The sequence below is a fragment of the Photobacterium ganghwense genome (genome assembly GCF_003025595.1).
Taxonomy (GTDB): domain Bacteria; phylum Pseudomonadota; class Gammaproteobacteria; order Enterobacterales; family Vibrionaceae; genus Photobacterium; species Photobacterium ganghwense.
Genome location: NZ_PYMI01000008.1, coordinates 19,050 through 42,304 on the forward strand (window position 1 = coordinate 19,050; position 23,255 = coordinate 42,304).

Here is a 23,255-nt window from a genome sequence, read left to right on the forward strand (position 1 = left end):
TTACGCTGATTTCATCCGGTAGCCAACGCCACGCAGAGTTTCAATTTCAATACCCGGCAATTTCTGACGTAACTGCAGAATGTGGGTATCAACGGTACGAGTGGTGGGATAATGGTTGTAGCCCCAAACTTGATCCAACAGCTCGTCACGCGTGAATACACGGCCCGCATGTTTAGCAAGAAAAACCAGCAATTCGAACTCAGTACGGGTCAAAGTGACACTGTCACCACTGTACTGTACATCACGACTATCCAAATCAATGCTGATATCACCTACTTTCACGATGTTGGATGACACCTGTTCAGGTGCACCATCACGCAAATGCAAGCGGATACGCGCCAGTAGTTCTTCTTCCGCAAAGGGTTTCGTCAAATAGTCTTTCGCGCCCGATTCCAGGCCAATCACTTTATCCGATACCGATACCATTGCAGTCAGCAGAATCACAGGTACATGTTTAATTTTCAACCACTTGGACAAATAGTTCAGGGAATCCCCTTCAGGTAGCTGACGGTCAAGAACAACTAAATCGGCATCGGCCCATTTATCGGCAACATTTGATGCGCAATCAGCATACAGGCATTTATAGCCCGCTTCTTTTAAACTTTCGAGTAAACCATCAGCAAGGTTGCGGTCATCTTCAACCAGAAGCAGAGTTTGATTCACACGGTATCTCCAATATAAACGTTGTAGGTGGACCAACGAGTTTCATTCGTCCTCCCATTCTTCGTATCATCGATTCAACAATTGTAAGCCCAAGCCCTAACCCTCTTTCACTGACGAAGGGCTTTCTTAATCGCGCCCAGTCTTTCGAGCCAAGCTGTCCATTGTCTGAAACACTTACAATCAACTTTCCGTTATTGAACGATGACGTTAATGTCACTGGCTTCACACCGTACTTATGGGCATTAGATAATAAATTATCAATACACGTCCCCAACCAGTAGATGTTGACATCAACAGGTCTGTCTTCAGCTAACTCCAATGTCACCTCGTAAGGTTCACTCAAGTATTCAATCCACTCATTAAAGGAGTCAATATGCTGAACGCTGAGTTCCTGTTGATTAGCCTGCAAGTAATCTTTGCTTGCTTCTGCAAGCTGTTTAAGACGTCTGGAGTCTTCGGTCAGACGTCTGAATTCATCATATAAGGTTTCCGGCAACGCATCAAAATGGCGTCGAAAACCCTCTACAGTCATCCCCAGACTGGCAATCGGTGTTCTCAGTTCATGGGTCAGAATCTGCAGTACCAGCATACGCTCCTGCATCGCCCGACGTCGAATTCTCAACCGGTAGGCACCCCAACCGATCAGCAAGCCAACGTTGAGCACCAGCAAACCAACCAACAAGTAGTAAGTCAGGTGCGACTGGTCTTCTTCTTCCCAGCAGATGTTTCCGCTTTTGAGTATGCAAAAGCTACTTTGGTTCAATCTGGTGAAATGAACATCAAACTTGTTCATCGCCACAGACCACGTCGGCTGGTCGTAGATATAATACTCATTGCCATTGCGAATCCAAAGCTCTCCGTTGGAAACAAACGATTCGGCACCGGCAATGTATACCATGATTTCATCATTACTCATCCGCTGCAATCGCCCAAGCGCAGTATTCGTCGGATCCAGATCCCGCTCCTGAATGTGCTGAAACTTGTTAAGTTTCTCTTTCATATCAGGATGAGCCTGCAAATATCGGGCAGCGTAACTGCCCCCGCCCGGATGAATATATCCGGCGCGGGCAAACCAGCCGACCGGAAGAACCGTGTTATTACACAATGCACGCGTAAACACCAGTGGCTGAGTCAGTAACGGCGTCACTGGCCACGGGCCCTTACAGCTTTGTGCACTCTGGTATAGTCGCTGTAACGATTTCAAAGGATAAAGGGAAGACTGGGGTAACAGCGATGATGGCACAAGCAGCTGTGTCGGAAACTGACTTTGCAGTTGCCGAAAATCATAAGTCGCCACCGGTTCACTGGCCAATAGCTCAGATCGAACGGCACTTAAGCGCTCAGGCAAATTTTCTGCCGCGGCCATATTAGGCACGCCGGATATCAGCAGTGAAAGTAGTAGGACATATTTTTTCATGTCGCAGAGTTTATCATTCCATTAACGTACTATGTCAGGAAATTGTCATTCGTCTGACGCGAATATCATCGCATAGTCAAGAAGATACGCACATACGTAAGTTTTGCAATCAGAACTGTCACAATGGTCGTGCACAAAAAAGGGAGCCGATTGGCTCCCTTCTGTTTATCACGCGTTACTAAGCATGAATTTCAGTCTTGGACTTAATCCAGATGCTCAAGAATCTTCAGACAGCTGTCTTTCGCATCGCCAAACAGCATTTGCGAGTTGTCTTTGAAGAACAGCGGGTTTTGAACGCCAGCATAACCTGTGTTCATTGAACGCTTAAATACGATAACGTGTTTTGCATTCCACACTTCCAGAACAGGCATGCCGGCAATTGGACTACTTGGATCTTCAGTTGCAGCCGGGTTGACCGTATCGTTAGCACCGATAACCAGTACAACATCCGTTTCTGGGAAATCTTCGTTGATTTCATCCATTTCAAGCACGATGTCGTAAGGTACTTTCGCTTCAGCCAGCAGCACGTTCATGTGACCCGGCAGACGGCCAGCAACAGGGTGAATACCGAAACGGACTTCCACACCTTGCTTACGCAGTTTGTCAGTAATTTCGTGAACTGGGTACTGCGCCTGTGCGACAGCCATACCGTATCCAGGAGTGATAATCACAGAACGGGCGTCTTTCAGCATTTCAGCCACTTCTTCTGCAGACGCTTCATGGTACTCACCCATTTCTTCTTCTGTAGTAGAAACTGAACCGTCAGTACCAAAGCCACCGGCAATAACACTGATGAAAGAGCGGTTCATTGCTTTACACATAATGTAAGACAGAATAGCACCCGATGAACCTACCAGCGCACCGGTTACGATCAACAGATCGTTCGCCAGCATGAAACCTGCCGCTGCCGCTGCCCAGCCTGAGTATGAGTTAAGCATTGAAACCACAACCGGCATGTCAGCACCACCGATTGAAGCTACCAGGTGGTAACCAAACGCCAACGCGATGATAGTCACCAGAATCAGCGCAAACATTGACCCTTCTGCGTTCACGAAAGAGAACAACAGCAGAACGGAAACCACAACGGCAGCCAGGTTCAGTTTATGACGGTGAGGCAGCATCAGTGGCTTTGACGAAATCAGGCCACGCAGTTTACCGAACGCCACGATTGAACCGGTGAATGTCACTGCACCAATGAACACGCCAAGGAAGATTTCTACCAGGTGAATGTTCAGCATTACACCTGTCAGATCACCATGATCAATGAAGGTGTTGAAACCAACCAGTACCGCTGCCATACCCACGAAGCTGTGAAGAATAGCAACCAATTCTGGCATCTCAGTCATTTCAACTTTCTTGGCAAAGTAGATACCGATTGCACCACCAATGATCATCGCAAGGATAATCCATCCCGTGCCCTGAGAATCCGGGCCCAGAATAGTTGCAATCAGTGCGATAGCCATACCGGCAATGCCGTAATAGTTACCTGCACGGGCCGTTTCTTGCTTGGAAAGCCCTGCCAGAGACATGATAAATAAAATTGCAGCAACAATGTATGCCGCTTGTACGATTCCTGCAGACATTTGTTACTCCTTATCTATCTTTACGGAACATCTCAAGCATGCGCTTGGTCACGGTGAAACCACCGAAAATATTGATACTGGCGATTAAAACCGCAATAAAGGACAGGAAGGTTACAACACCGATTCCTTGGCCTATTTGCAGTAATGCACCAACAATGATGATCCCCGAGATAGCATTGGTTACAGACATCAGTGGTGTATGCAGCGCATGAGTAACGTTCCACACAACGTAGTAACCAACCACACAGGCAAGAACAAAAACAGTAAAGTGAGACAGGAATTCGGCAGGCGCAGAGTTTGCCACCCAGCCAAATAGCACGATACCAGCAGCCATCAGACCGTATTTTTTAGCCGGCGAGGTAGGTTGTTCGACCTTCTCAATTGGCTTTTTAACTTCTGTTGGTTTTTGAGCTGGTGCCGCGGACACTTTGATTGGTGGCGCTGGCCAGGTTACTTCCCCTTCTTTGATCACAGTCAGACCACGAATAACTTCATCATCGAAATCAATATCAATGATGCCGTCTTTTTCTTTGCAAAGAAGTTTCAGCAGGTTAACCAGGTTTGTACCGTATAGCTGAGAAGACTGGTTTGGCAGACGACCAACCATATCGGTATAGCCGATCACTTTTACGCCGTTATCCGTAACGATGACTTTATCCGCTTGGGTATAAGCACAGTTACCGCCGTTGGCCGCAGCCAGGTCAACAATCACACTGCCCGGCTTCATAGAGTCAACCATTTCTTGGGTAATCAGCTTAGGAGCTGGACGCCCAGGAATCAGTGCAGTCGTAATGATGATGTCAACGTCTTTGGCTTGCTCTGCGTACAGACGTTCAGCCGCTTTGTTGAAATCGTCTGACATTTCTTTGGCATAGCCATCACCCGGGCCGTTATCTTCCTGTTTGAAGTCAACTTCCAGGAATTCAGCACCCATACTCTCGACCTGCTCTTTTACTTCAGGACGAACGTCGAATGCGCGAACAATCGCACCCAGGCTACCAGCCGCACCAATTGCAGCCAGACCAGCAACACCCGCACCGGCAACCAGTACTTTGGCAGGTGGTACTTTACCGGCCGCCGTGATCTGGCCGGTGAAGAACCGACCAAACTCGTGCGCAGCTTCAACCACAGCACGGTAACCGGCGATGTTGGCCATTGAGCTCAGCGCGTCAAGCGACTGTGCTCTTGAGATACGTGGCACTGAATCCATCGCCATAACGTTGATTTTTTTGCTCGACAGTTTCTCAAGCAACTCAGGATTTTGCGCTGGCCAGATAAAGCTAACCAGGCTTGCTCCTTCTTTGATCAACGCAATTTCATCGATTTCATTGGCTTCATCAACCAGGGGAGCGTTGACTTTCAGGATCAGATCTGAGTCCCACACCTCATCGGTTGAAACAACAGTCGCGCCTGCTTCTTCAAAGGCCGCATCATCAAAGCTAGCGTGAATACCAGCATCGTGTTCGACCACTACACTGAAACCCAGCTTTAGCAGCTGCTCTACCGTTTTGGGTGTCGCAGCAACTCGCGTTTCTCCCGCGAGCGTTTCTCTTGGCACACCAATTTGCATCATTATTCCCTAAAATTTGGCAAATAAGTAACAATTTTGTATCTAACCACTGATGCAAGATCAAGCATTTTGTAGGAAAAATACAAACAAACATAGCTATGCTTTGTTTTAACAACAAATGTTACCGCCAGAACGAAAGAAAATAACTTCCCCAACGCCTGGACAGAGGTCAAACCACCAATAAAATTAGCTATCTATTCACTAAAACATGAAGAAATAACCACAACCAGCCAAATGACCTTATAAACATCTAAAATAAAATCTCATTTCAGATGGATTCTTGTTTAAAACATCAAAGAAAAAGAATATTGAAACTAAAGAAGGGACAGTTTCATCATTCCTTGATGAATTACGACACAGGCAACAGCTTACCTACGCCTCCAGCCTCTCCGTTCTCAACAAAAGAGAAGGATTAACCGAAACTCAGACCAGTAAGGCAAGGCTACTGCCTTACCAGAGCTCAAACCGAATCAGATCAGCGGAACATACTGTCTCCTGTCTGATCGATAAACATCTTGGCTTTGTTGACCATAAAGGTTTCAGCATCCTGTTTTGAGGCCAGCAAATCGGAGCGAATAAAGGCATGTGTTTTCAACTCATCATCGAATTGTTTGCAGATTCGACCTGCAATCCGGAATTGTCCGCCTTCGGACTTCGGCTCCGGGTAAATGAGATAGCCTTTGTACTCAATTGGCTCAACATCAGCTTTTACAGGCGTTGATTTCTCTAGCCCAAACAATTTTGAGAAGAAGCCCACTAAATTATCTCCCGCGCATATATCGTTACAGTGACATCATGCCATATTCTCATAAAAAAAAGTTAAGCTCTGATTAAATTATTTAAAAACATGATATTACCCTAAGTCATATGCAAGATTTTTGCACTGTTTCTCACTCACTAAATAAAACATCGTTCGGATTAATAAAATCAGGGCATAAAAAAACGCCGGACTAAGCCGACGTTTTTGTGTTCCACGCTATCCTGCGCTTAACGGTACATACCGATATCTTTCTGAAGGTGTACCGGCAGGTCAGAAACTGAGTACTGCTTAGGTGCCTTTTTACCACCAAAAAGAATATCCAATGCGTGTGCAATCAGTCCTTTGACATTTAACGCATAGGCTTTCTTATCCATTGCAGTAGACGTAGCGATGGTGTCGAAATTCATTGCCTGTGCCATGATTGCCTCTCATTGTCATTGTTTTTTAACTGCCAGTATTTTATCCATCCACTCTGACACAAGAAAATGACAATATTTCGCCATAAAGATTAGATTTTCTAATCTGTTAATGAATAGTTTCAGCCAAAACAAAACCAATGAAAAACCATGCAGCCAAAGCGATTAAATCCCTAACCATTCTTATAAAGTATGCAGAACTTTAATTACCCTTGCATCACCGATTACTTTTGTATAACAATAGCGCAACACACAAAAATAAGATGTTCATTATGCTTTCGCTGCTTGCCAAACATTCATCCATCTTTTTAATCATTGCTGCTGTTGCCGGATTTATTTTCCCTCAGGCATCAGCTGCTCTATTTCCCTACCTGCCGTATGTTCTTTTTTGCCTTATGCTCTTTACACTGCTGGGCATGCAGCAAAAAGTACTGGTCGGGCTATTAGCTAAGGCATGGGTATGGGGATATGCTTTTCTGCATGCGGCAGTGTTAACCCTGATCAGCTGTACCATTGCTAGCCTGCTTGATGCCAGCAGCAGTATGCTTCTGGCCATTTCTGCTGTAACAGCAACCGGCTCTCTGTTTGCGACGCCGGCCATTGTTCGCTCAGTTGGGCTGGCTCCGCTAGAGGCGATGGCGATGACGATTGCCACAACGTTGCTTATGCCCGTCGTGCTTTATATTAACCTGATGCTTTTCCAGGAAAATGCCTTCAGCCTGGATCTGGTCAGCTATCTTCAAAGATTGCTTATTTTTATTGTGGGCCCGATGATGTTTTCAGCATTGGTCTACAATCTGGTGCCTCACGATACTCTGCACCGTATTCACAGCAAGCTATCTCAGGTCACCATCATTCTGGTGTTCTCTTTCCCGTTCGGACTCATCGGACCGTTCCGATCCATTTTCGATGACTCCCTCCTGTCCGCCATAAACTATTTTCTGATCGGCCTGGCTTTATGCGCACTGTTTTTTGTTGCCGGTTTCCTCGTTTACTGGCGTACAGACAAAAACATGGCTCTGATTGCCGCCATCACTTCAGCTAACCGGAATGTCCTTCTGACCTATACAGTAGCAGGAAGCTATTTGGGGCCGGATTTTCTGATTATTATGGGCGCACTACAGTTGCCGACTTACACCCTGCCCTTATTTGTTCGTTGGTTGAATGGAAAGCTTTGCGAGCCACAAACGGAAGAATCGTCGGCTTAAAATTCAAAGTCTGAGTCTAAGCCTCAATCAAAACTGTCAGCAGGCGAACAATCCAAAGATGTTGCTAACCATACCGCCGACAGCGTTTCCAAAGCCGTTGATGCCCATCAAGGCGGCAGCAATAAAGACAAAGCAGCCTAGCTGCTAGTGACCGAACCTTTAATCCATATCTTAAATGCGCGGGGTGGTACTCACCCTGCAAACGAGTCTGCCCCAACCCACTGTAGAGTCATCCCCGGAAGTTGAGCATTTAAACGTCATATCCGTAGCCACCTCAAACATTTATCAATAAAACTGTTGATTATCTTGCACTGAATATGACATTTCCCTATATTGCTGGGGAATTCTCAGGGCGGGGTGAAATTCCCCACCGGCGGTAGTCCTCAAAAGGGAGAGCCCGCGAGCGCTTGCATAGCACACTTCATCGCCATGCAAGGTCAGCAGATCTGGTGCAGTGTATTGAGACATACATGATTCCAGAGCCGACGGTTAAAGTCCGGATGGAAGAGGATTTCAGCGGAGCATTTAGCTCTGAATAGTTCTAAACTGCACCGTACATGATTTTTGTTATGTCGGTCGATTTGCTATAGCTATACATTCTTGTTGCTAAGCAACGTTGTTTTATGCTGTTCGCTGACTTTCCAAGCCCTGATTCTGGTAATTGTTTATATTTGGAGTTTCTTACCATGAATCAGTCTCTACTTACCCCTTACGGCACCCCTTTTGAGCGCGTTGAAGCCGGCCTGACGGCTATTCGTCAAGGACGAGGTGTGCTGGTTGTTGACGATGAAGATCGTGAAAACGAAGGTGATATCATTTTTGCAGCCGAAACGCTGACTGCAGAACAGATGGCACTGATGATCCGTGAATGTTCGGGTATCGTTTGTCTTTGTCTGACTGAAGAACGTTGCGATCAACTGGCTCTGCCAATGATGGTCGACAACAACACCAGTGCCAACCAAACTGGCTTTACTGTAACGATTGAAGCCGCCAAGGGTGTCACAACCGGTGTATCTGCTGCTGACCGTGTTACCACGATCAAAACCGCTATTGCTGATGGTGCAAAACCTTCTGACTTGAGCCGTCCAGGCCATGTTTTCCCACTGAAAGCAAACTCGGAAGGCGTACTGGCTCGCCGTGGTCACACAGAAGCCACTATCGACCTGATGCGCCTGGCGGGTCTGAAACCTTACGGTGTATTGTGTGAACTGACCAATCCCGACGGCACTATGGCTCGTCTGCCGGAGGTCATTGAGTTTGGTAAAGTGCACAACATGCCGGTTCTGACCATTGAAGATTTGGCAGCCTACCGTTTGGCTAAAGAAGTGGCCAACTCTGAAGAAACTGAAGCACTGACGGCCTGATAAGTCATCTGATTCAGATTCAAAAAAGCCGGGTTGATCCCGGCTTTTTAGTTTCGGACTGCTGATTTACCCAAATAAAGGCGGCAAAAAATATACCAGAGCAATCCACACTGAAGCCCAGATTACTGTTGCTGCCGTCACGGCATCAAACCATCCATTTCTCATCATACATCCCTGAATTTATCTTCACCTTCAACTAGGTCTTAACCCGAACGTCTGCTCAATGGCGTTTGAGCCTGCCAGGTTTTCGATTTGCCCACTTTTCAGCCAGCTTTTTAAACAGACCACACTGTATATTTACCGACAGGTTGGAAGGAAAAATTAAAAAGCCTGTTGTCATTTTTAACAATCGAATGATCGGCATGTAAAATAACGACAGGCTTAAAGAGATGCAGTACGGATGAAAAATGTCAGTAACAGGTATCAACCAGACGTAATAACCAGTATCAGGCAGCGCCTTCAGCTGAATCATCCTGGCATTCACAAGGAATGAACAAGGAGATATCCTCCGGTGGCGCTGTCAGGCTTTGTCTTACACGAGCGTATGCTTCGAAGGCTTCTGCCATCGTGATGTTCAGTGGCTGTGGCTCAGAGGTTTCGTCCACCAGCGCGTTATAGCCTTCTTTACCTGTCGCAGTGTAACCAGACGACACTGATAAGTATCGCTGTTCATCATTAACATCCACCCACTGCCCTTCAAAGTAAACCTGTAGCGCTTCAATACGCTTACCTTTCGGAGCACAGCAACGATACAGATACTTCAAGTGTGAGGTATAAGGGTAACTACCCGAACCTGTACCTTCTACGCCATTATCAATAGCGTTATCAATGGCACCTTCCAACGCCGCCCTCACCTGGGCCCCGGTGACCGGATACACCATCAGTCCAATCGCAAAAGGCAACAGACGGCCTGCAATATCGGCCGAGGTGATCGGGCCTTCATGGAATGAGGTTCTCACGCCACCCGCGTTATGAATTCCAAAGTGAACCTCAAACCCCATCTGACGGGACTGCCAGACAAAGCTGTCAACCACCAGCGGTGCAATCTGGCTGGCACCACGTTGATCCGGGATGCGGGTATGACGAAGCGGCTCGGCAACAACGGCTATCTGCTCTGTCTGAAGTAGTCTAACCGCCGGACGGAACTCTTCATTGAGTAAATTTTCAATCAGCGGATCTTTGGCACAAAAACGAACATTGGGCTGTGCGTACAGATACGCTTTTACCGCTTCGTGAGTTGATTCATCCAGGTGCTGACTACGGCTTGCGTCTAAAGTGAACTGACGCCCGAGCAGCAGCTGGTTTACCCCGCCAGCCTTCGCCACCGTACCATCAGCATTAAAATCAAGTTCCAGTTGCCCCAATGCCATCGCATTACAACCAGCCTGAACAACGCAGGTGCCATTGACCATTCTGGCGTATTCATCAGTGACACCGTAACCAACATTTTGGAAATTGCCTTGCATCGTATGGGTGTGACCACCAATGATCGCCCCGATACCTTCAACCTGAGCAGCCAATTCAAGATCACGTTCATACCCCAGATGACTCAGCAAAATAATTTTGTTGATCCCCTGGCGACGAATCGCTGCAACTGTGTTCTTAGCGACGTCGGTAACATTCAGGAAAAACGTATCGGGATCCGGATTGGCTATCGCGGCCATGTTCTCAATCGACAAGCCAAAAATCGCCACCGGCTCACTATCCACCTCTTTCACCAGAAAGTGGGCGTGTTGATTAAGATGGTCATAAGCCAGAACCTGAGGCTTAGGTGCCAGCGGATTCGGTTTATCCGGATTTTCCTGTGATAGATCCCAGTTTCCTGCCAGCAGCGGAAAATCGACCATATCCATAAAATCCGCCACGATCCCATTGCCCATGTCCAGTTCATGGTTACCTAATGCCATCGCTTCGATACCGATAGCATTCAAAAGGCGAGCGTTAGCCACCCCTTTGTACAAAGAGAAATACAATGTGCCCTGAAAGCAATCTCCGGCATGAACAAACATAAATTCACGCTCATTCAGGTAGGCATGCCGCTTAACATCCTTAACGGCCGAAGAAACCCTGGAAAAACCACCACAGCTCGCAAATACCGACATTTCATTATTCAGTACGTCGTAAGGCAGCTTTAGCGAGATCGACGACGGCTCGAAATGTGAATGCGTGTCGTTGATGTGGGCAATGGTCATTTTCACTGGGCGATGATCTGACATATCCGTAACAAACTCTCCATGAATCTCTACTAAACCATCATCATATAACAGATTACGTTGAATCTCAGGTTTTTGATGATTTTTTCTATTGCAGTTTCACTCCATGAGTGACAATGCTCATACTCTTATTGGCATTATCCGTAATAACATGACGCTGAGATGAATTGCTCAAAGGCACCGAGCTAGCTGGTGACATAACATACGATCATCAGCAATAAATTAGATTGGCTTTACTGGTAACTTGCCGCTCAACACAGCAGCCAGAAACAACAAACCACGCGAAATGCGTGGCTTGAAAATACGACTAATCAGCTTTCACATTTAGCTGAGCTACCACAACCAGATCAGCGAACTCAACGATGGTAACTATCTCAACGTTGAAACCGTTGCTCTAGTGTTCCGCTCCTAGTATTCGGGCGTTCAGCTAATCGTGGTCTTCTGATAACAGGCTTGTGTGTTAGCTAGCGTTTTGAAAATCTGGCGTTTTGAAAAAATTGCCTGATAGCAACAATTACTGGTAGCGGCCATGACGCTGAAGGAATTCAATTTTGTAACCATCAGGATCCAGTACAAAGAAGAATTTCGCCAGAAGTTGTCCATCACGGTGGAATTCTTTAATGTCCGCTGGCGCATAGCCCAGTTCAGTCAACTTCGCATGATCCGCTTCCAGTTCCTCGACAGCCACCGCGATATGACCATAACCTGAACCATGCGTGTACTCTTCCGTCCCTTCATTCCAGGTCAGTTCGATTTCCATGTCGTTTTCATCATTGCGCAGGTAAACCAGGCTGAAGCCCTCAAAGTCAAGACGCTCGGCGATATCCAGGTCCAGTGCTTCTTTATAAAATTTCAGTGATTTATCAAGGTTACCGACACGAACCATTGAGTGAATAATTTTAGCCATCTGACATCTCCACTATGCTTATTCTAACCGGTTTGATTTTCAACCAGTTAGCGGGTGTTTTTATGCAACGGGACTATATCAAGTCCTTCTGACAGCAACAACCTAATATTCCGATACTCTCAGAGCGATTTGTTTTCAATAATGTGACCAACGCACAGCCGCATCTTTTTATAGTCCTGTAGGCTTAAAACTACCAGTAAGTCTTCAAACTTAGCCTTAGTCATTGAAAGGCTTGCGCATTTTGTACTGGTTCAGAGGAATCTATGCAGTTACAACGAATTGAAATTTCAGGCTTCAGAGGTATCAACCGATTATCACTGTCATTTAATGAGCTGACAGTGCTGATTGGTGAAAATGCCTGGGGTAAGTCTTCGTTACTCGATGCGCTGGAAATTGCGCTCGCGCCGGATGCTGAGTTTCACACGTTTCACTTTGATGATTTTCATGTGGATTACAGCGCTGGCCACGCCAAAGCGACGCACCTGAATATTATCCTGCATTGGGGCGAAGATTACCCGGGCGAATACAAATCGCGGCGCTATCGCGGGTTTCATCCTGTCTGGGTTTCTCTGGACAATCAGGAGCGTAAGCACCTGTATTATCAGATCACCAGCAGTATTGACGAAGATAAAGTCACGACTCACCGTCAATTCCTTGATCCAACTGGCGTCCCCATCGCCTGTAAAGAAACTGACCGAATTGCCAAGCAACTAATGGTGCTTCACCCGATTGTCCGAATCCGGGATGCCCGTCGTTTACGGGAGGCTGAACCACTGCATTCCGGTCACCATAACGGTAACGGGCACAAGCCAACCGGCGTTCCTGATAAAAAAGCCATTGAAAATGAACGTATCCAGCGTCGGTTAGACAATACCTGCCGCCGATTGCTCACTCGTCCCGGCCATGTCAGCCCGGCCGAAATCAAAAGCAGCATCAATGCACTTCGGGCCTTGGTTGACCGCTACTTCGCGTTTACGCCGCACAGCCGATCTATGGGCTTTGACCGTTCGCATTTTCCTGAGCGGGCACAGTACGCGGTCAATCCCCTTGAACAGTTAACCGAACCAAATGTCAGCAAGCAGAGTCGATTAGTGCTGATGGGTTTGCTAAACGCGTTTATTCGTGCCCGTGGCCCTGTGGAATTAAAACGGATCAGCCGTCCGATTATGATCCTTGAAGATCCGGAAGGTCGACTGCATCCGACATTTTTGCATCAGGCATGGAGCTTTATCGTTAAGATGCCGATGCAGAAGATCTTAACTACTAACAGCCCGGATCTGTGTTCTGTCGTACCGCTGAGCAGCCTCAATAAGTTGATCCGTAAGCCAAATAAGACTCAAGTTTTCACCATTAACCACCATCGCCTGAGCCGGGATGAAGAACGGCGTGTCACTTTTCACTTACGCGTCCATCGCCCAAGCGCCCTCTTTGCCCGCGCCTGGCTGTTAGTTGAAGGTGAAACCGAGGTATGGCTGTTTAACGAGCTGGCGCGTATCTGTGGCTACAACCTTGCCGCCGAAGGCGTGCAGATTATCGAGTTTGCCCAGAGTGGCTTGCGGCCATTAATAAAAATTGCGCGAAGTCTGGGCATTGAATGGCATGTGATTACCGACGGTGATATGGCGGGGAAAAAATATGCGGATACCGTTCGGGGGATGTTGGGCTCAGACGCAGAGCGCCATCGCCTGACTATGCTGCCCAATCTGGATATTGAACATTTCCTGTTTCATCACGGATTCGAGCCACTCTTTCGTAAATTGGCTCATGCGCCAATCGATTCTCCGCAGACGCCGAAGAAAATTATCCAACGAGCCCTTAAACGTCATGCTAAACCTGATGTGGCACTGGCGATGGTTAATTACATTGATGAAGATAACGTCGACAATATTCCCCTGTTGTTACGCTGGGTGCTTAAACGAATGGTGGCGATGTCTCGCGGGCAAGTCTGACAGACTCCGTAATTGATACTGTATGTTCATAACAACCTCACAGATGGATAAGCGCTTTCATGAAAAAGCGCTTATCCTGCTAAGAATCGCAAGAACTATTCGCTTTCTCACATCGATCACCAATCGCGTTCGCATTTTTCATTTTGAACTTTGCATTCCATAACCACCTTGTTGCACATATAATCGAGCAACTCATTTAGCCATCTAACGTTGCTATCGACAATGTCGTTATGGGTAAAGCTGTTATGAGTTATCGGTAATGGGTAATGGGTTCGACCTACAAGGTTTTGAAAAATGCACATCTATTTAATCAACGTTATCAACCAATAAGTGAATGACAGACAGGCAGGCAGGGAGGCGCAGTCATTGAAGGACATCACTCAGATTTTAGATTTCATGGTCGAAATAGAAAAATTGAAAGGCGTTTTGCGCAAATCGAGACCTGTGGGTTTATCTCGGTATGAAAACGCTGGCGAGCATAGTTGGCATGTTTGCCTGAGTGCTTTACTTCTTCACAACTACGCTGAAAAAGACGTTGATATAAACCGTGTCATCAGAATGCTCCTGAACCACGATTTAGGTGAAATCGACGCTGGCGATAAAATTATTTACACCAGTGAAACCGTAGAACAAAAAGGAAAGGAATGGCATGGCGTCAAACGCATCTTTAATCTGCTTCCTGATAACCTTGGCGCCCAGTATGTAGCGCTGTGGGAAGAGTTTGAAGCCGGTGTCACTGCCGATGCTAAATTCGCCAAAGCGATTGACCGAATTCCCCCTCTGCTGCACAACCTCAATGATGACGGTCATGGTTGGAAAATACACAACATACCTAAAGAAAAAGTACTAGCCCTCAATGGTGAAAGAATCTCTGCGGCAAGTCCTGAGATATGGGCTGCGGTAGAAGCAAAGCTTCAGCAAGGCATCTCCGAAGGAATCTTGAAATAATGCATTTGCCTCTGACTTGTTCCCTGGTTCCCTAATTTCCTGATAAGCCTATTTTTTGTGAATCAGCCTTTTTCTTATTTGTAGGTAATTCTTATGTACATTCTTGTTGTAAGCTCAGGACTTGACCCCAACAGCCGTAGCCGAGAATTAGCCAAGAGCTGTTTAAACGCGTTGCGTGCGTTAGGCTGTGAAACCAAATACGTCGACTTGGCAGAACTGAATGTGCCAAATTTTGACAACGATACCATTTATGGCACGACTCAGTACAAACAACTTCATCAGTTGACTGACGAAGCTTCCGGGCTAGTCTTATGCAGTCCTACCTATAACTGGGGGTGCTGCTCCGAATTGAAAAAATACATAGAATACGTGGGCTCAACGCCACCTGATGGAAGCCTGACGGGAGCACTTTTCGATAAAGTCGTCACATTGGTAAACTCAGCCGGTTTACCTCATAGCTATATGGCGCATTCAGCGCTATCAACGTCCCTATCCCTTGATTTCAAATGTATTATTAATCCCTATAACCTTTATGTGCATAACCGTCATTGGGTTGATGGCAAACTTTCACGAGAACGTATGCCCAGACTGGAAAAATCAATGAAAGTCATGGCAGAGCTTTGTCATTTACTCAGCGCCAGAACCTACAAATCTGGCTGGGAACTTTAGCTGGCCAATTACAACCAATTATCCCCATTTGTCTCCGTCAGACATATTTTGTATTACTTCAAGGAATGAAATGAATATTGAACAGCAGCAGTACCTGGATAACTACCTGAACACATTAACCGCAGAAGAGCGCTCTCAAATTCCTCAAATCACCGCTGAATATTATTGTGCCGATGAATACAATGCCAATGAATGTGCGCGCTTGATAAATGCAGGCATGAAAACAGCTTCATGCAGTTTAAAAGCGGGCTACGACATTGAAAATGAACCCTTTCCAGAGATAGGCCGATTAACCGTCGTTTTAAATTGGGCCGAAGAGCCAGTATGCATCGTAAAGTTGAATCACGTTTCTTTCTGCCCTTTCAATGAAGTGACTGAAGAGTTTGCGAAATCAGAAGGTGAAGGTGATGGTACTTACGAATGGTGGCACGAAGCCCATATCAACTTTTTTACTGAGTATGCCAAAACCATAGGGGCTGAATTCACCGAAACGTCAGAATTAGTACTTGAACGGTTCGATAAAGTCTATCCGCTTTAACATTCCCATACGAGAGTAGGTCGAGCCACACTGGCTGCACGCCGTGTGAATACCTTTTCAAGGGGTGTTCTCTGTACGTTCAGAACGAAGTGGTTCAGCCCGCACAAGTTGGATTAAAATCATGCGGCATTAAAGACATGCGTTAGAGCAATCTCTAACGCATTTTTGTTATGCTTCATTGGACGTTAGCTTTGTCAGAATCCAGCTTTTTAAAAAACAGCGTCACTTGCCCGACTTTCCATCCCCACTTGCTCATTTCTGCCACATTAAACATGTGCTGTTCGTCCTGAAGGTACATCCAGTCGTCAAACTGAATATCGTAGGTGGAATCGCTAACCGGAACACGTAACACATATCGCCAGTTCAGCGCGTTCCCTGCCACCTGCCCTTTAGCGGTCCCAACCACGTCATCGGCAGTCCCCGTATAACTACCATCTTTATGGCGAGTGATTCGCCAAATTCTCTGCTGCTTTTCCCCATCATTAAACACAAAGTTTTCGTTCAGGGTCAGTTGATGACCTTGAACGGTGCCGGTAATCATCACTTCGAACCGACGGATTTGTTTACCACTTCTGTCCTGCACCATTCCCCAAGCCTGCACCTGACCATCAAAATAGCGAAATAAGTCGAAAGTTGGTTTAGTTCCCAGATAGTCACCTACCGACGCAGAACAGCCAGACAACAGCGCACAAAAGCCGATAAGCAACAGCCGAAAGGCAATATGGCCTTGGATGAACCATCCCGGAACACTTTTCCGGGCTGATACCCGGCACCGCCTGAAAGGTTGAAAAAGGGGATAAAAGGGAGATAGACCATAGTGTCTCTGACAACCTTTCATTGTGTACCCTCCGTTGTTATCGTCTGGTATAAGCTAACGACTCACTAAATGAATGAAGATGCCGGAATAGAATGGTGCGTGGGCGTAAACCCAAACTCAGGACTGACCAATTAACTGCCGTCGAATATCAGGATACGCCGTTTGAGGGGATAACCAGATGTTAATAAAAGAACGCGCCATTTCTGGGTCGCTGATAATACCGATTTGTCGGTTATCCTGATAAAAAACACCCTGGCGATCCTGAAGGACAAAGATCAGGCGATCCCCTTGTTTTACATCCGGCCAAATCTGGGCCAGCATCCTCAGCCATTTGGCCCTTTTTCCAGCCTGAATCCCCAGATGCTGCCACTGCTCGTCAGTAGCCGTCAGCAAATCCTCATTTTCAATGTTACGCTGATATTTAATGACCAGTGCTAACTGGCTGTCCTGATGATGATAGCGCCCATTCGGGGTTCGAAGTTCCGAATCATAAATAACCCAAGGCCCCCAGCGTAAAGTGGCATCTCCCACTACTGGCCATCGTTGCCAAGGGAGCGTTGAACGTGTCGGCGAGATTGGCACAGAATTGTTGGGTGAATATAGGGTGGCATTATCAAACGAAGATGCGTTTACCGGCGGAAGTATCGCCGCCGCGACTATCGCCCAAACAGACCATTTAACGGTGAACAGGTTGTTCATAGCTCCTCCTGCAATAAGCAGCAAAAAGATTCAACAGCGCTATAACGATCCCGCTAAAAACCAACCAGCAAATCAGTAATCCCAATAAGGTAGTCGGGATACCAAACGGCCAGTGAACCGCTCCAAGCCGATAACCGGCAAAATAGCTCACCACTCCCCCAACACTGCCGAGCAGAAGCATGAAGGCAACCTGCGATGTCATGATGTACTGCCGACAAACCCACACAAAACAACCAAAAGCGATCCACAAAAGCATCAGCCACGTCGGTAATCCATGCAGAAAGATAGGGTCGTCAAACACCAGGATTCCAGCAAAAGCAAGCGCTGAATCCATCAGAATACCCAATCCCCCCATCAACATTGAAAACCGCCAGGCGCCCAGGTAGTACCACCAGCTAACCGCAAGAAGCAGAATCAGTAACGGCATCCATGGGTATTGGCCGACAACCGCTACCAGCCAGAAGACATTAAATCCGGTGCAAGCAATGAACAGATCTTTTGGGGTCAGTTTGTTTGCCGATTGGTTATTTGGTTTCTGAGTACCCATGATTCCTGCTTACCTTGCTACGATCCGCTAACGCCAGTCTCGTCGAGTCGCAACCAGCTGAATGGTACTGATAGTTCTTTCAAGAAATCCGCCTTCGCAGTAACACAGGTAATAACGCCACATACGAATGAATCGCTCATCAAACCCCTGCTGTTTCAACGTCGTTACCTGTTGATTGAACATGTGATGCCAGTCAGCCAGTGTTTGGGCATAATCAAGACCAATATCCCGGATGTCCCGCACCACAAAATCGGTATGTCTGGTTAATTCATTGGCGACCGCGGTTATCGACGGCAAAAAACCACCCGGGAAAATGTGCTTCTGGATAAAGTCGACCCCCTGACTGTATTTGTCATAGCGTTGATCCGCGATGGTAATTGCCTGAATCGCCATCATGCCGTTCGGTTTCAACAGTGACTGGCATTTTTGCAGGTAGGTGGTCAGATATTCCTGCCCGACGGCTTCAATCATCTCTACCGATACAATCTTGTCGTACTGACCTGTCAGATCCCGGTAATCATCCCGCAATAAAGTGATTCTGTGTTCCAGCCCCTCAGCCTGTATACGCTCTTTTGCCCACTGATATTGAGCCTCTGAAATTGTTGTAGTCGTGACCCGACAACCATATTCTCTGGCTGCATAGATAGCCAAGGCTCCCCAGCCTGTCCCAATCTCTAACAAGTGATCTTGTTGAGTGAGGTGTAATTTACGACACAGCCGATCCATTTTGGCGATCTGTGCCTGAGCCAGAGTAGTATTTTCATCGTCATAAATCGCGGCGGAATACAACATATTGGGGTCAAGAAAGGTACGGTAGAACTCGTTACCGAGATCATAATGCGCGAGGATATTTTCCCGTGCGGCTTGTCTGGAGTTACGACGTTTGCGATGTAACCACAAATCCTTCAGACGAATTATCCATCCGACTTTATCTTCAATACGATCCAGCAGTGCCATATTCCGGGCAAGAGCACGAACAACCTGAGTGATATCCGGTGAATCCCACCAGCCGTCAATATAGGCCTCCCCGGCGGCAATGCTGCCCCCGGACAACAGTCGCCGATACACGGCCGGATGATGAATAATCAACTGAGCCTGACAGTCCGCCGTTTTGTCACCGAACTGGTAGGTCTCGCCGTTACATTCAGAAACAGTCAGTGCCGCATTCTGTAATTGTTCAAATACCTTAAAGACCAACGTTCTGGCGATATTATCTGAACCGGTTATCCTTCGTTCTGTGTTACTGACTTCACTTTTGAACATGGTTAACCCCACAATTTTTTGTTGTTAAGTCCTTTTCATGTGCTGTGACTTTCATCCGTTCCTCATTGCTGTCACTCTGGTTCCATGAAGTTTGATGCTCAGGGACACTGGATGCCTCGTTACTTACCGAAACTGCTGAATCTCCCGATTCCGGATGACCATAAAACGGCACTTTCTTCAGCCACAGCCGCCACGCCTGCCAGTAAATACCGATAACCACTTTTACGGTCTGCACCGGCGTTTTCATCAGCAAGCGCCACAGCACTTTTGAGGTAAATGGCTGTCGCTTGAGGGCCATGGTTGCATCCATGATCTTGTGATTATCAGTACGATCATGAATATCAAGATGGATCATCAGCTGTCGGTCTGGTGCGCTTAACCGCCAGCGATATTGCTGAGACATCGGATTAAACGGCGAAACATGAAATCCCTTCTGATGGCACCATTTCGCATCCTGCCAAGTGTCTGGGGCCGGTACAGCATAGTAATGACGCTCGTTCCAGGGCGTATTGCTGACTTCGGCCAGCACCCATCTCCACACCCCTTGCGTGTCATACAGGTAGTACAGGTTAATCGGGCTAAAGTAGATGCCGGCATATCGCAGCTGACAAAGCATCAGCACACGTCCGTTGACTGTTTCTCCGGTCAGCTCTGCCAGCTTAGTAATAACAGCCTGTTTGAGATCCTGATCGCCCCGATCACGCAGATAATCTCGGCTGCGCCAGCGGGCAAAATGTAGCAGTGCGGTGCCAAACCCCGTCACGGAATTTTCCAGCTGTTCAATCTCATCCAAATCAATCAGCGGCATAAACATTGGGTAGGTAAACGCGTGAGACGTCGGAGTTAAGCGCCGGTGACGAACATGCCCGACGTACAGCCCGCTGTTCAGTGCATCCATCATGATCGCCTCAAGACTCCCGGGAAATGAATGATTGTGGCTGATGCGCCTCACCGATAGCATTACCGACAATATTGTCGTTACTGCTCACTTCAGTAGCGGCTAGTTGAGACTTGATGCCTTGCACCACATCCAGCGCACTTCTCACCCCATCTTCGTGGAAGCCGTTGTACCAATAAGCGCCGCAGAACCAGGTTTCACGGTGCCCGTTTATCTGCGATCTTTGTTTCTGCGCCGCAATGCTCTCGGTCGTAAAAACAGGGTGTGCGTACTCAAACCGCCGAAGCACTAAATCCGGCTTAATCAAATCACTCTGGTTCAACGTCACACAGAATGTTTCCGGTGCCTGTACGCCCTGGAGAATGTTCATGTTGTAAGTCACACTGGCCAACCGTTTATCGCGCTGACCATCTTCGTTTGACGGCAAATGGTAATTCCATGACGCCCAGGCCGCTTTGGCTTTGGGCAGAATAGTGTGGTCGGTATGCAGCACCACATCATTAATCTGATATTCCATCTCTCCCAGAATGTCCTGTTCTTCTGGGGAAGGATCGGCCAGCAAACGCAATGCCTGATCGCTGTGACAAGCGAAGATAACGTGGTCATAAATCTCGGTAATGCCGTGACTGGTGATAGCCACCTTCCGATGAGTTCGCCGTACCTCATCTACTGGGGTGCTGAGACGAATATGATCACGAAACGGTGCGGTCAGTTTTTTTACGTATTCTCGCGAGCCACCGGGAATGACATACCATTGCGGGCGATTGGTTACCTCAAGCAGACCATGATTGCGAAAGAAGCGAATAAAAAATGCCAGCGGAAAGTCACGCATATCGGACAAGCTAGATGACCAGATGGCCGCCCCCATCGGCAGGATATAATTCTCGCAAAAATAATCGCTGAAACCGTGATGCTGTAAAAACGCCCCTAGACTGAAATGCTCCGGAGTTTGAGTATTAGCAGTGAAGGGTTGAGCACTAGTTGCATCGCGGTGTGTACCAGCGTTTATTTCGATATCCGGCAGATTAAGTGCAATCGCCAGACGGTTAAATCGCAATATTTCGTTGATAAACAGATAAAAGCGCGGGTTTACCAGGTTTCGCTTTTGTGCAAACAATGACCAGAGATTATGGCCGTTATATTCCAGTCCGTTTTCAGCATTATGTACGCTGAAACTCATTTCGGTCGGCTGCCCGACAACACCAATGTCTGACATCAACGAAATGAAGTGGGGATACGTACGATCGTTATAGACGATAAAGCCGGTATCAATGGCATAGCGACCGCTGCCTACCTCAACATCCACGGTGGCTGTATGTCCACCGATATAATCATTGGCTTCGTAGATGGTCAGGTCATGATCTTCATGTAAATAGTGCGCGCATGTAAGCCCTGAAATACCTGTACCGATAATCGCTATTTTCATGCTGTTTTCCCCGTCATTCTTTTTATTGCTGCCAACTGTATATTCAGCGGTAACAACGCCAACATTTTCATAAACAAGCTGAATCGCCTCGGAAAATGAATCTCACGTTTTTTCTTCCCGATACCCTGACGAATTTTCTCAGACGCATATTCAGGTGACACCAACAGTGGCATCGCAAAATCATTCTTATCCGTTAGAGGGGTTTTGACGAAACCGGGGCTAATCAGTGACACCGTCACCCCACGATTTGCCAGATCTATCGCCAGCGTGTGAGCAATGTAAGCACATGCCGCTTTTGAGGCACCATAGGCTTCGGCTCTGGGCAATGGCACATAACAAGCGGTTGACCCCATCAGTGCCAGATGGGTGTTCGCCGTAAACCGCGATTGCATCGCTTCAATACAGTTCAGCATACCGAACACATTGATGTCGAAGACCCGCCGAAACAAAGCGGCATCGACCCACCCGTTTTCGATATATTCACAGGTGCCGGCATTGAGAATAATCAGCTCAGGTAACCAGGTGAGTGTGCCCAGCACCGTTTGCACTTCGTCAGCATTCGTGACATCAAAGACCAGGGGCTCGATAAGACCTTGTCGCCTGTCGGTTGTTTCAGCCTCGATGAGTTGGTTGAGTTTTTCTTCATTTTGACCACAGGCGAACACATGCCAGCCTTCTTTGGCATAGTCGATGGCCAGCTGTTTCCCAATGCCAGAGCTTGCCCCGGTAATGAGCACCGACTGTGCATTCACGATGCTGGTAGATGGAATTTCATTAACGTCGCTTTTGTTACTAATGTCGCTTTGTTTATGAATGTCCCTTTTGTTATTAACATCGCTTGTTGTATGCACGTTAGTCTGTACATTGGCTGTGTTGTGATGCGAACTCTTTTGACTGTCGCTAGCAATGCGGTCATGACGGGGATCACTGGTGGTCATACTTATAACCTCGCCTTCAGATGGCTGATCAGCCTGCCGAGAACCGGAATACCTTCGTAAATCATTTCGCCCATGTCGAAGTAATCTCGGTGATACCGGACTTTGCCCTGTTCAAACTGTAGCCGAGAGCAGCCTTTGACGGTGCGCGGCTTTCCGCCAGAGAGTCGAGGATGGCGAAACTGCATCGTCCACTGCACGTATGCAATATCGCCCTGCGCCACCGATTCATGAATCTCAAACCTGCAATCAGGAACAGACGCAAACAATCGCGAAAAATACTCACTCAGCGCTGGCCAGCCTTCCACTCGGTGCGCCGGGTCTTCGAAAATCACGTCCGGGTGATATATCTCCGCCAGAGAAACAACGTTCTGCGTCGTCAGCTTTTCGTAAACCTGTATAAAAGTATCCAGCGAATGTGCCGCATCTTGTGTCATGACAGCTGCTCCTGATTCGTGCTAAGCG

Annotated in this window: 22 protein-coding genes and 1 riboswitch; of the genes, 6 read left to right on the forward strand and 16 right to left on the reverse strand. The window is 47.3% G+C overall.

The features are described from left to right. From C9I92_RS21345 to C9I92_RS21370, 6 genes are all read right to left on the reverse strand, one after another. Entirely contained in the window at window positions 1–663 is a 663-nt protein-coding gene (locus C9I92_RS21345; RefSeq protein WP_047884259.1) for a response regulator transcription factor, read from the reverse strand. After that, entirely contained in the window at window positions 638–2,080 is a 1,443-nt protein-coding gene (gene vxrA / locus C9I92_RS21350) for a sensor histidine kinase VxrA (RefSeq protein ID WP_047884260.1), read from the reverse strand. The genes C9I92_RS21345 and vxrA overlap by 26 nt, the downstream gene beginning before the upstream one ends. 203 nt (window positions 2,081–2,283) lie before the next feature. Beyond that, window positions 2,284–3,663: a Re/Si-specific NAD(P)(+) transhydrogenase subunit beta gene (pntB, locus tag C9I92_RS21355; RefSeq protein ID WP_047884261.1), complete on the reverse strand. Its 1,380-nt coding sequence runs from the start codon at window positions 3,661–3,663 to the stop codon at window positions 2,284–2,286. Between the two features lie 10 nt (window positions 3,664–3,673). Further along, the gene (locus C9I92_RS21360; protein ID WP_047884262.1) at window positions 3,674–5,233 is read right to left on the reverse strand and encodes a Re/Si-specific NAD(P)(+) transhydrogenase subunit alpha; all 1,560 of its coding nucleotides are present in this window, start codon (window positions 5,231–5,233) and stop codon (window positions 3,674–3,676) included. 475 nt (window positions 5,234–5,708) lie between these two features. Further along, complete coding sequence (locus C9I92_RS21365; RefSeq protein WP_047884263.1) at window positions 5,709–5,990, reverse strand: HlyU family transcriptional regulator; 282 nt, start codon at window positions 5,988–5,990, stop codon at window positions 5,709–5,711. Between the two features lie 230 nt (window positions 5,991–6,220). After that, window positions 6,221–6,412, reverse strand: a complete 192-nt coding sequence (locus tag C9I92_RS21370) for a hypothetical protein (protein ID WP_047884264.1) — start codon at window positions 6,410–6,412, stop codon at window positions 6,221–6,223. A gap of 269 nt (window positions 6,413–6,681) precedes the next feature. Here C9I92_RS21370 and C9I92_RS21375 point away from each other — a divergent pair, with 269 nt between their 5' ends. Both C9I92_RS21375 and ribB read left to right on the forward strand, forming a co-directional pair. Continuing rightward, entirely contained in the window at window positions 6,682–7,617 is a 936-nt protein-coding gene (locus C9I92_RS21375) for a hypothetical protein (RefSeq protein ID WP_047884265.1), read from the forward strand. A 339-nt stretch (window positions 7,618–7,956) separates the two neighbouring features. Further along, window positions 7,957–8,133, forward strand: a riboswitch (FMN riboswitch). Window positions 8,134–8,303: 170 nt separating this feature from the next. Then, a complete protein-coding gene (gene ribB / locus C9I92_RS21380) occupies window positions 8,304–8,981 on the forward strand; it encodes a 3,4-dihydroxy-2-butanone-4-phosphate synthase (protein ID WP_047884795.1) in 678 nt (225 codons plus the stop codon). A gap of 446 nt (window positions 8,982–9,427) precedes the next feature. Here ribB and C9I92_RS21390 read toward each other — a convergent pair whose 3' ends face one another. Beyond that, the gene (locus tag C9I92_RS21390; protein WP_047884267.1) at window positions 9,428–11,197 is read right to left on the reverse strand and encodes a bifunctional metallophosphatase/5'-nucleotidase; all 1,770 of its coding nucleotides are present in this window, start codon (window positions 11,195–11,197) and stop codon (window positions 9,428–9,430) included. Window positions 11,198–11,708: 511 nt separating this feature from the next. Further along, on the reverse strand, window positions 11,709–12,101 hold the full coding sequence (locus C9I92_RS21395; protein ID WP_047884268.1) for a VOC family protein: 393 nt from the start codon (window positions 12,099–12,101) through the stop codon (window positions 11,709–11,711). 263 nt (window positions 12,102–12,364) lie between these two features. On the opposite strand from C9I92_RS21395, the gene C9I92_RS21400 reads away from it, so the two are divergent. The 4 genes from C9I92_RS21400 to C9I92_RS21415 all read left to right on the forward strand — a co-directional run bounded on the left by C9I92_RS21400 (window position 12,365) and on the right by C9I92_RS21415 (window position 16,205). After that, on the forward strand, window positions 12,365–14,050 hold the full coding sequence (locus C9I92_RS21400) for a DUF2813 domain-containing protein (RefSeq protein WP_047884269.1): 1,686 nt from the start codon (window positions 12,365–12,367) through the stop codon (window positions 14,048–14,050). A gap of 366 nt (window positions 14,051–14,416) precedes the next feature. Continuing rightward, entirely contained in the window at window positions 14,417–14,998 is a 582-nt protein-coding gene (locus C9I92_RS21405) for an HD domain-containing protein (protein WP_047884270.1), read from the forward strand. A gap of 93 nt (window positions 14,999–15,091) precedes the next feature. Further along, window positions 15,092–15,667 (forward strand): NADPH-dependent FMN reductase, encoded by a 576-nt coding sequence (locus tag C9I92_RS21410; RefSeq protein ID WP_084712490.1) that lies wholly within the window; start codon window positions 15,092–15,094, stop codon window positions 15,665–15,667. A 70-nt stretch (window positions 15,668–15,737) separates the two neighbouring features. Continuing rightward, on the forward strand, window positions 15,738–16,205 hold the full coding sequence (locus C9I92_RS21415; RefSeq protein ID WP_047884271.1) for an ASCH domain-containing protein: 468 nt from the start codon (window positions 15,738–15,740) through the stop codon (window positions 16,203–16,205). 175 nt (window positions 16,206–16,380) lie between these two features. Here C9I92_RS21415 and C9I92_RS21420 read toward each other — a convergent pair whose 3' ends face one another. The 8 genes from C9I92_RS21420 to C9I92_RS21455 form a co-directional block, all read right to left on the reverse strand. Further along, window positions 16,381–17,043 carry a DUF3833 domain-containing protein gene (locus C9I92_RS21420; protein ID WP_084712491.1) on the reverse strand — a complete coding sequence of 221 codons (663 nt, stop codon included), beginning with the start codon at window positions 17,041–17,043 and terminating at the stop codon, window positions 16,381–16,383. Window positions 17,044–17,139: 96 nt separating this feature from the next. Then, the gene (locus tag C9I92_RS21425) at window positions 17,140–17,721 is read right to left on the reverse strand and encodes a chalcone isomerase family protein (RefSeq protein WP_047884272.1); all 582 of its coding nucleotides are present in this window, start codon (window positions 17,719–17,721) and stop codon (window positions 17,140–17,142) included. Further along, window positions 17,699–18,268 (reverse strand): DUF2878 domain-containing protein, encoded by a 570-nt coding sequence (locus C9I92_RS21430; protein WP_053061749.1) that lies wholly within the window; start codon window positions 18,266–18,268, stop codon window positions 17,699–17,701. Before C9I92_RS21430 ends, C9I92_RS21425 begins: the two co-directional genes overlap by 23 nt. Before the next feature lie 27 nt (window positions 18,269–18,295). Next, window positions 18,296–19,531 (reverse strand): SAM-dependent methyltransferase, encoded by a 1,236-nt coding sequence (locus tag C9I92_RS21435; RefSeq protein WP_047884273.1) that lies wholly within the window; start codon window positions 19,529–19,531, stop codon window positions 18,296–18,298. After that, the gene (locus C9I92_RS21440; protein ID WP_084712492.1) at window positions 19,518–20,432 is read right to left on the reverse strand and encodes a DUF1365 domain-containing protein; all 915 of its coding nucleotides are present in this window, start codon (window positions 20,430–20,432) and stop codon (window positions 19,518–19,520) included. Before C9I92_RS21440 ends, C9I92_RS21435 begins: the two co-directional genes overlap by 14 nt. 7 nt (window positions 20,433–20,439) lie before the next feature. After that, window positions 20,440–21,855, reverse strand: a complete 1,416-nt coding sequence (locus C9I92_RS21445) for an NAD(P)/FAD-dependent oxidoreductase (protein WP_084712493.1) — start codon at window positions 21,853–21,855, stop codon at window positions 20,440–20,442. After that, window positions 21,852–22,607, reverse strand: coding sequence for an SDR family NAD(P)-dependent oxidoreductase (locus tag C9I92_RS21450; protein WP_047884800.1), 756 nt, complete (start codon window positions 22,605–22,607; stop codon window positions 21,852–21,854). The genes C9I92_RS21445 and C9I92_RS21450 overlap by 4 nt, the downstream gene beginning before the upstream one ends. A gap of 188 nt (window positions 22,608–22,795) precedes the next feature. Further along, window positions 22,796–23,227 (reverse strand): nuclear transport factor 2 family protein, encoded by a 432-nt coding sequence (locus C9I92_RS21455; protein ID WP_047884274.1) that lies wholly within the window; start codon window positions 23,225–23,227, stop codon window positions 22,796–22,798. Window positions 23,228–23,255: the final 28 nt, after the last annotated feature.

Bases quoted from the DNA above. Each gene is read 5' to 3' on its own strand.
- vxrA (WP_047884260.1), bottom strand. From the start codon at position 2,080: ATGAAAAAATATGTCCTACTACTTTCACTGCTGATATCCGGCGTGCCT.
- pntB (WP_047884261.1), bottom strand. From the start codon at position 3,663: ATGTCTGCAGGAATCGTACAAGCGGCATACATTGTTGCTGCAATTTTA.
- C9I92_RS21360 (WP_047884262.1), bottom strand. From the start codon at position 5,233: ATGCAAATTGGTGTGCCAAGAGAAACGCTCGCGGGAGAAACGCGAGTT.
- C9I92_RS21370 (WP_047884264.1), bottom strand. From the start codon at position 6,412: ATGGCACAGGCAATGAATTTCGACACCATCGCTACGTCTACTGCAATG.
- C9I92_RS21375 (WP_047884265.1), top strand. From the start codon at position 6,682: ATGCTTTCGCTGCTTGCCAAACATTCATCCATCTTTTTAATCATTGCT.
- ribB (WP_047884795.1), top strand. From the start codon at position 8,304: ATGAATCAGTCTCTACTTACCCCTTACGGCACCCCTTTTGAGCGCGTT.
- C9I92_RS21390 (WP_047884267.1), bottom strand. From the start codon at position 11,197: ATGTCAGATCATCGCCCAGTGAAAATGACCATTGCCCACATCAACGAC.
- C9I92_RS21395 (WP_047884268.1), bottom strand. From the start codon at position 12,101: ATGGCTAAAATTATTCACTCAATGGTTCGTGTCGGTAACCTTGATAAA.
- C9I92_RS21400 (WP_047884269.1), top strand. From the start codon at position 12,365: ATGCAGTTACAACGAATTGAAATTTCAGGCTTCAGAGGTATCAACCGA.
- C9I92_RS21410 (WP_084712490.1), top strand. From the start codon at position 15,092: ATGTACATTCTTGTTGTAAGCTCAGGACTTGACCCCAACAGCCGTAGC.
- C9I92_RS21415 (WP_047884271.1), top strand. From the start codon at position 15,738: ATGAATATTGAACAGCAGCAGTACCTGGATAACTACCTGAACACATTA.
- C9I92_RS21420 (WP_084712491.1), bottom strand. From the start codon at position 17,043: ATGAAAGGTTGTCAGAGACACTATGGTCTATCTCCCTTTTATCCCCTT.
- C9I92_RS21425 (WP_047884272.1), bottom strand. From the start codon at position 17,721: ATGAACAACCTGTTCACCGTTAAATGGTCTGTTTGGGCGATAGTCGCG.
- C9I92_RS21430 (WP_053061749.1), bottom strand. From the start codon at position 18,268: ATGGGTACTCAGAAACCAAATAACCAATCGGCAAACAAACTGACCCCA.
- C9I92_RS21435 (WP_047884273.1), bottom strand. From the start codon at position 19,531: ATGTTCAAAAGTGAAGTCAGTAACACAGAACGAAGGATAACCGGTTCA.
- C9I92_RS21440 (WP_084712492.1), bottom strand. From the start codon at position 20,432: ATGATGGATGCACTGAACAGCGGGCTGTACGTCGGGCATGTTCGTCAC.
- C9I92_RS21445 (WP_084712493.1), bottom strand. From the start codon at position 21,855: ATGAAAATAGCGATTATCGGTACAGGTATTTCAGGGCTTACATGCGCG.
- C9I92_RS21455 (WP_047884274.1), bottom strand. From the start codon at position 23,227: ATGACACAAGATGCGGCACATTCGCTGGATACTTTTATACAGGTTTAC.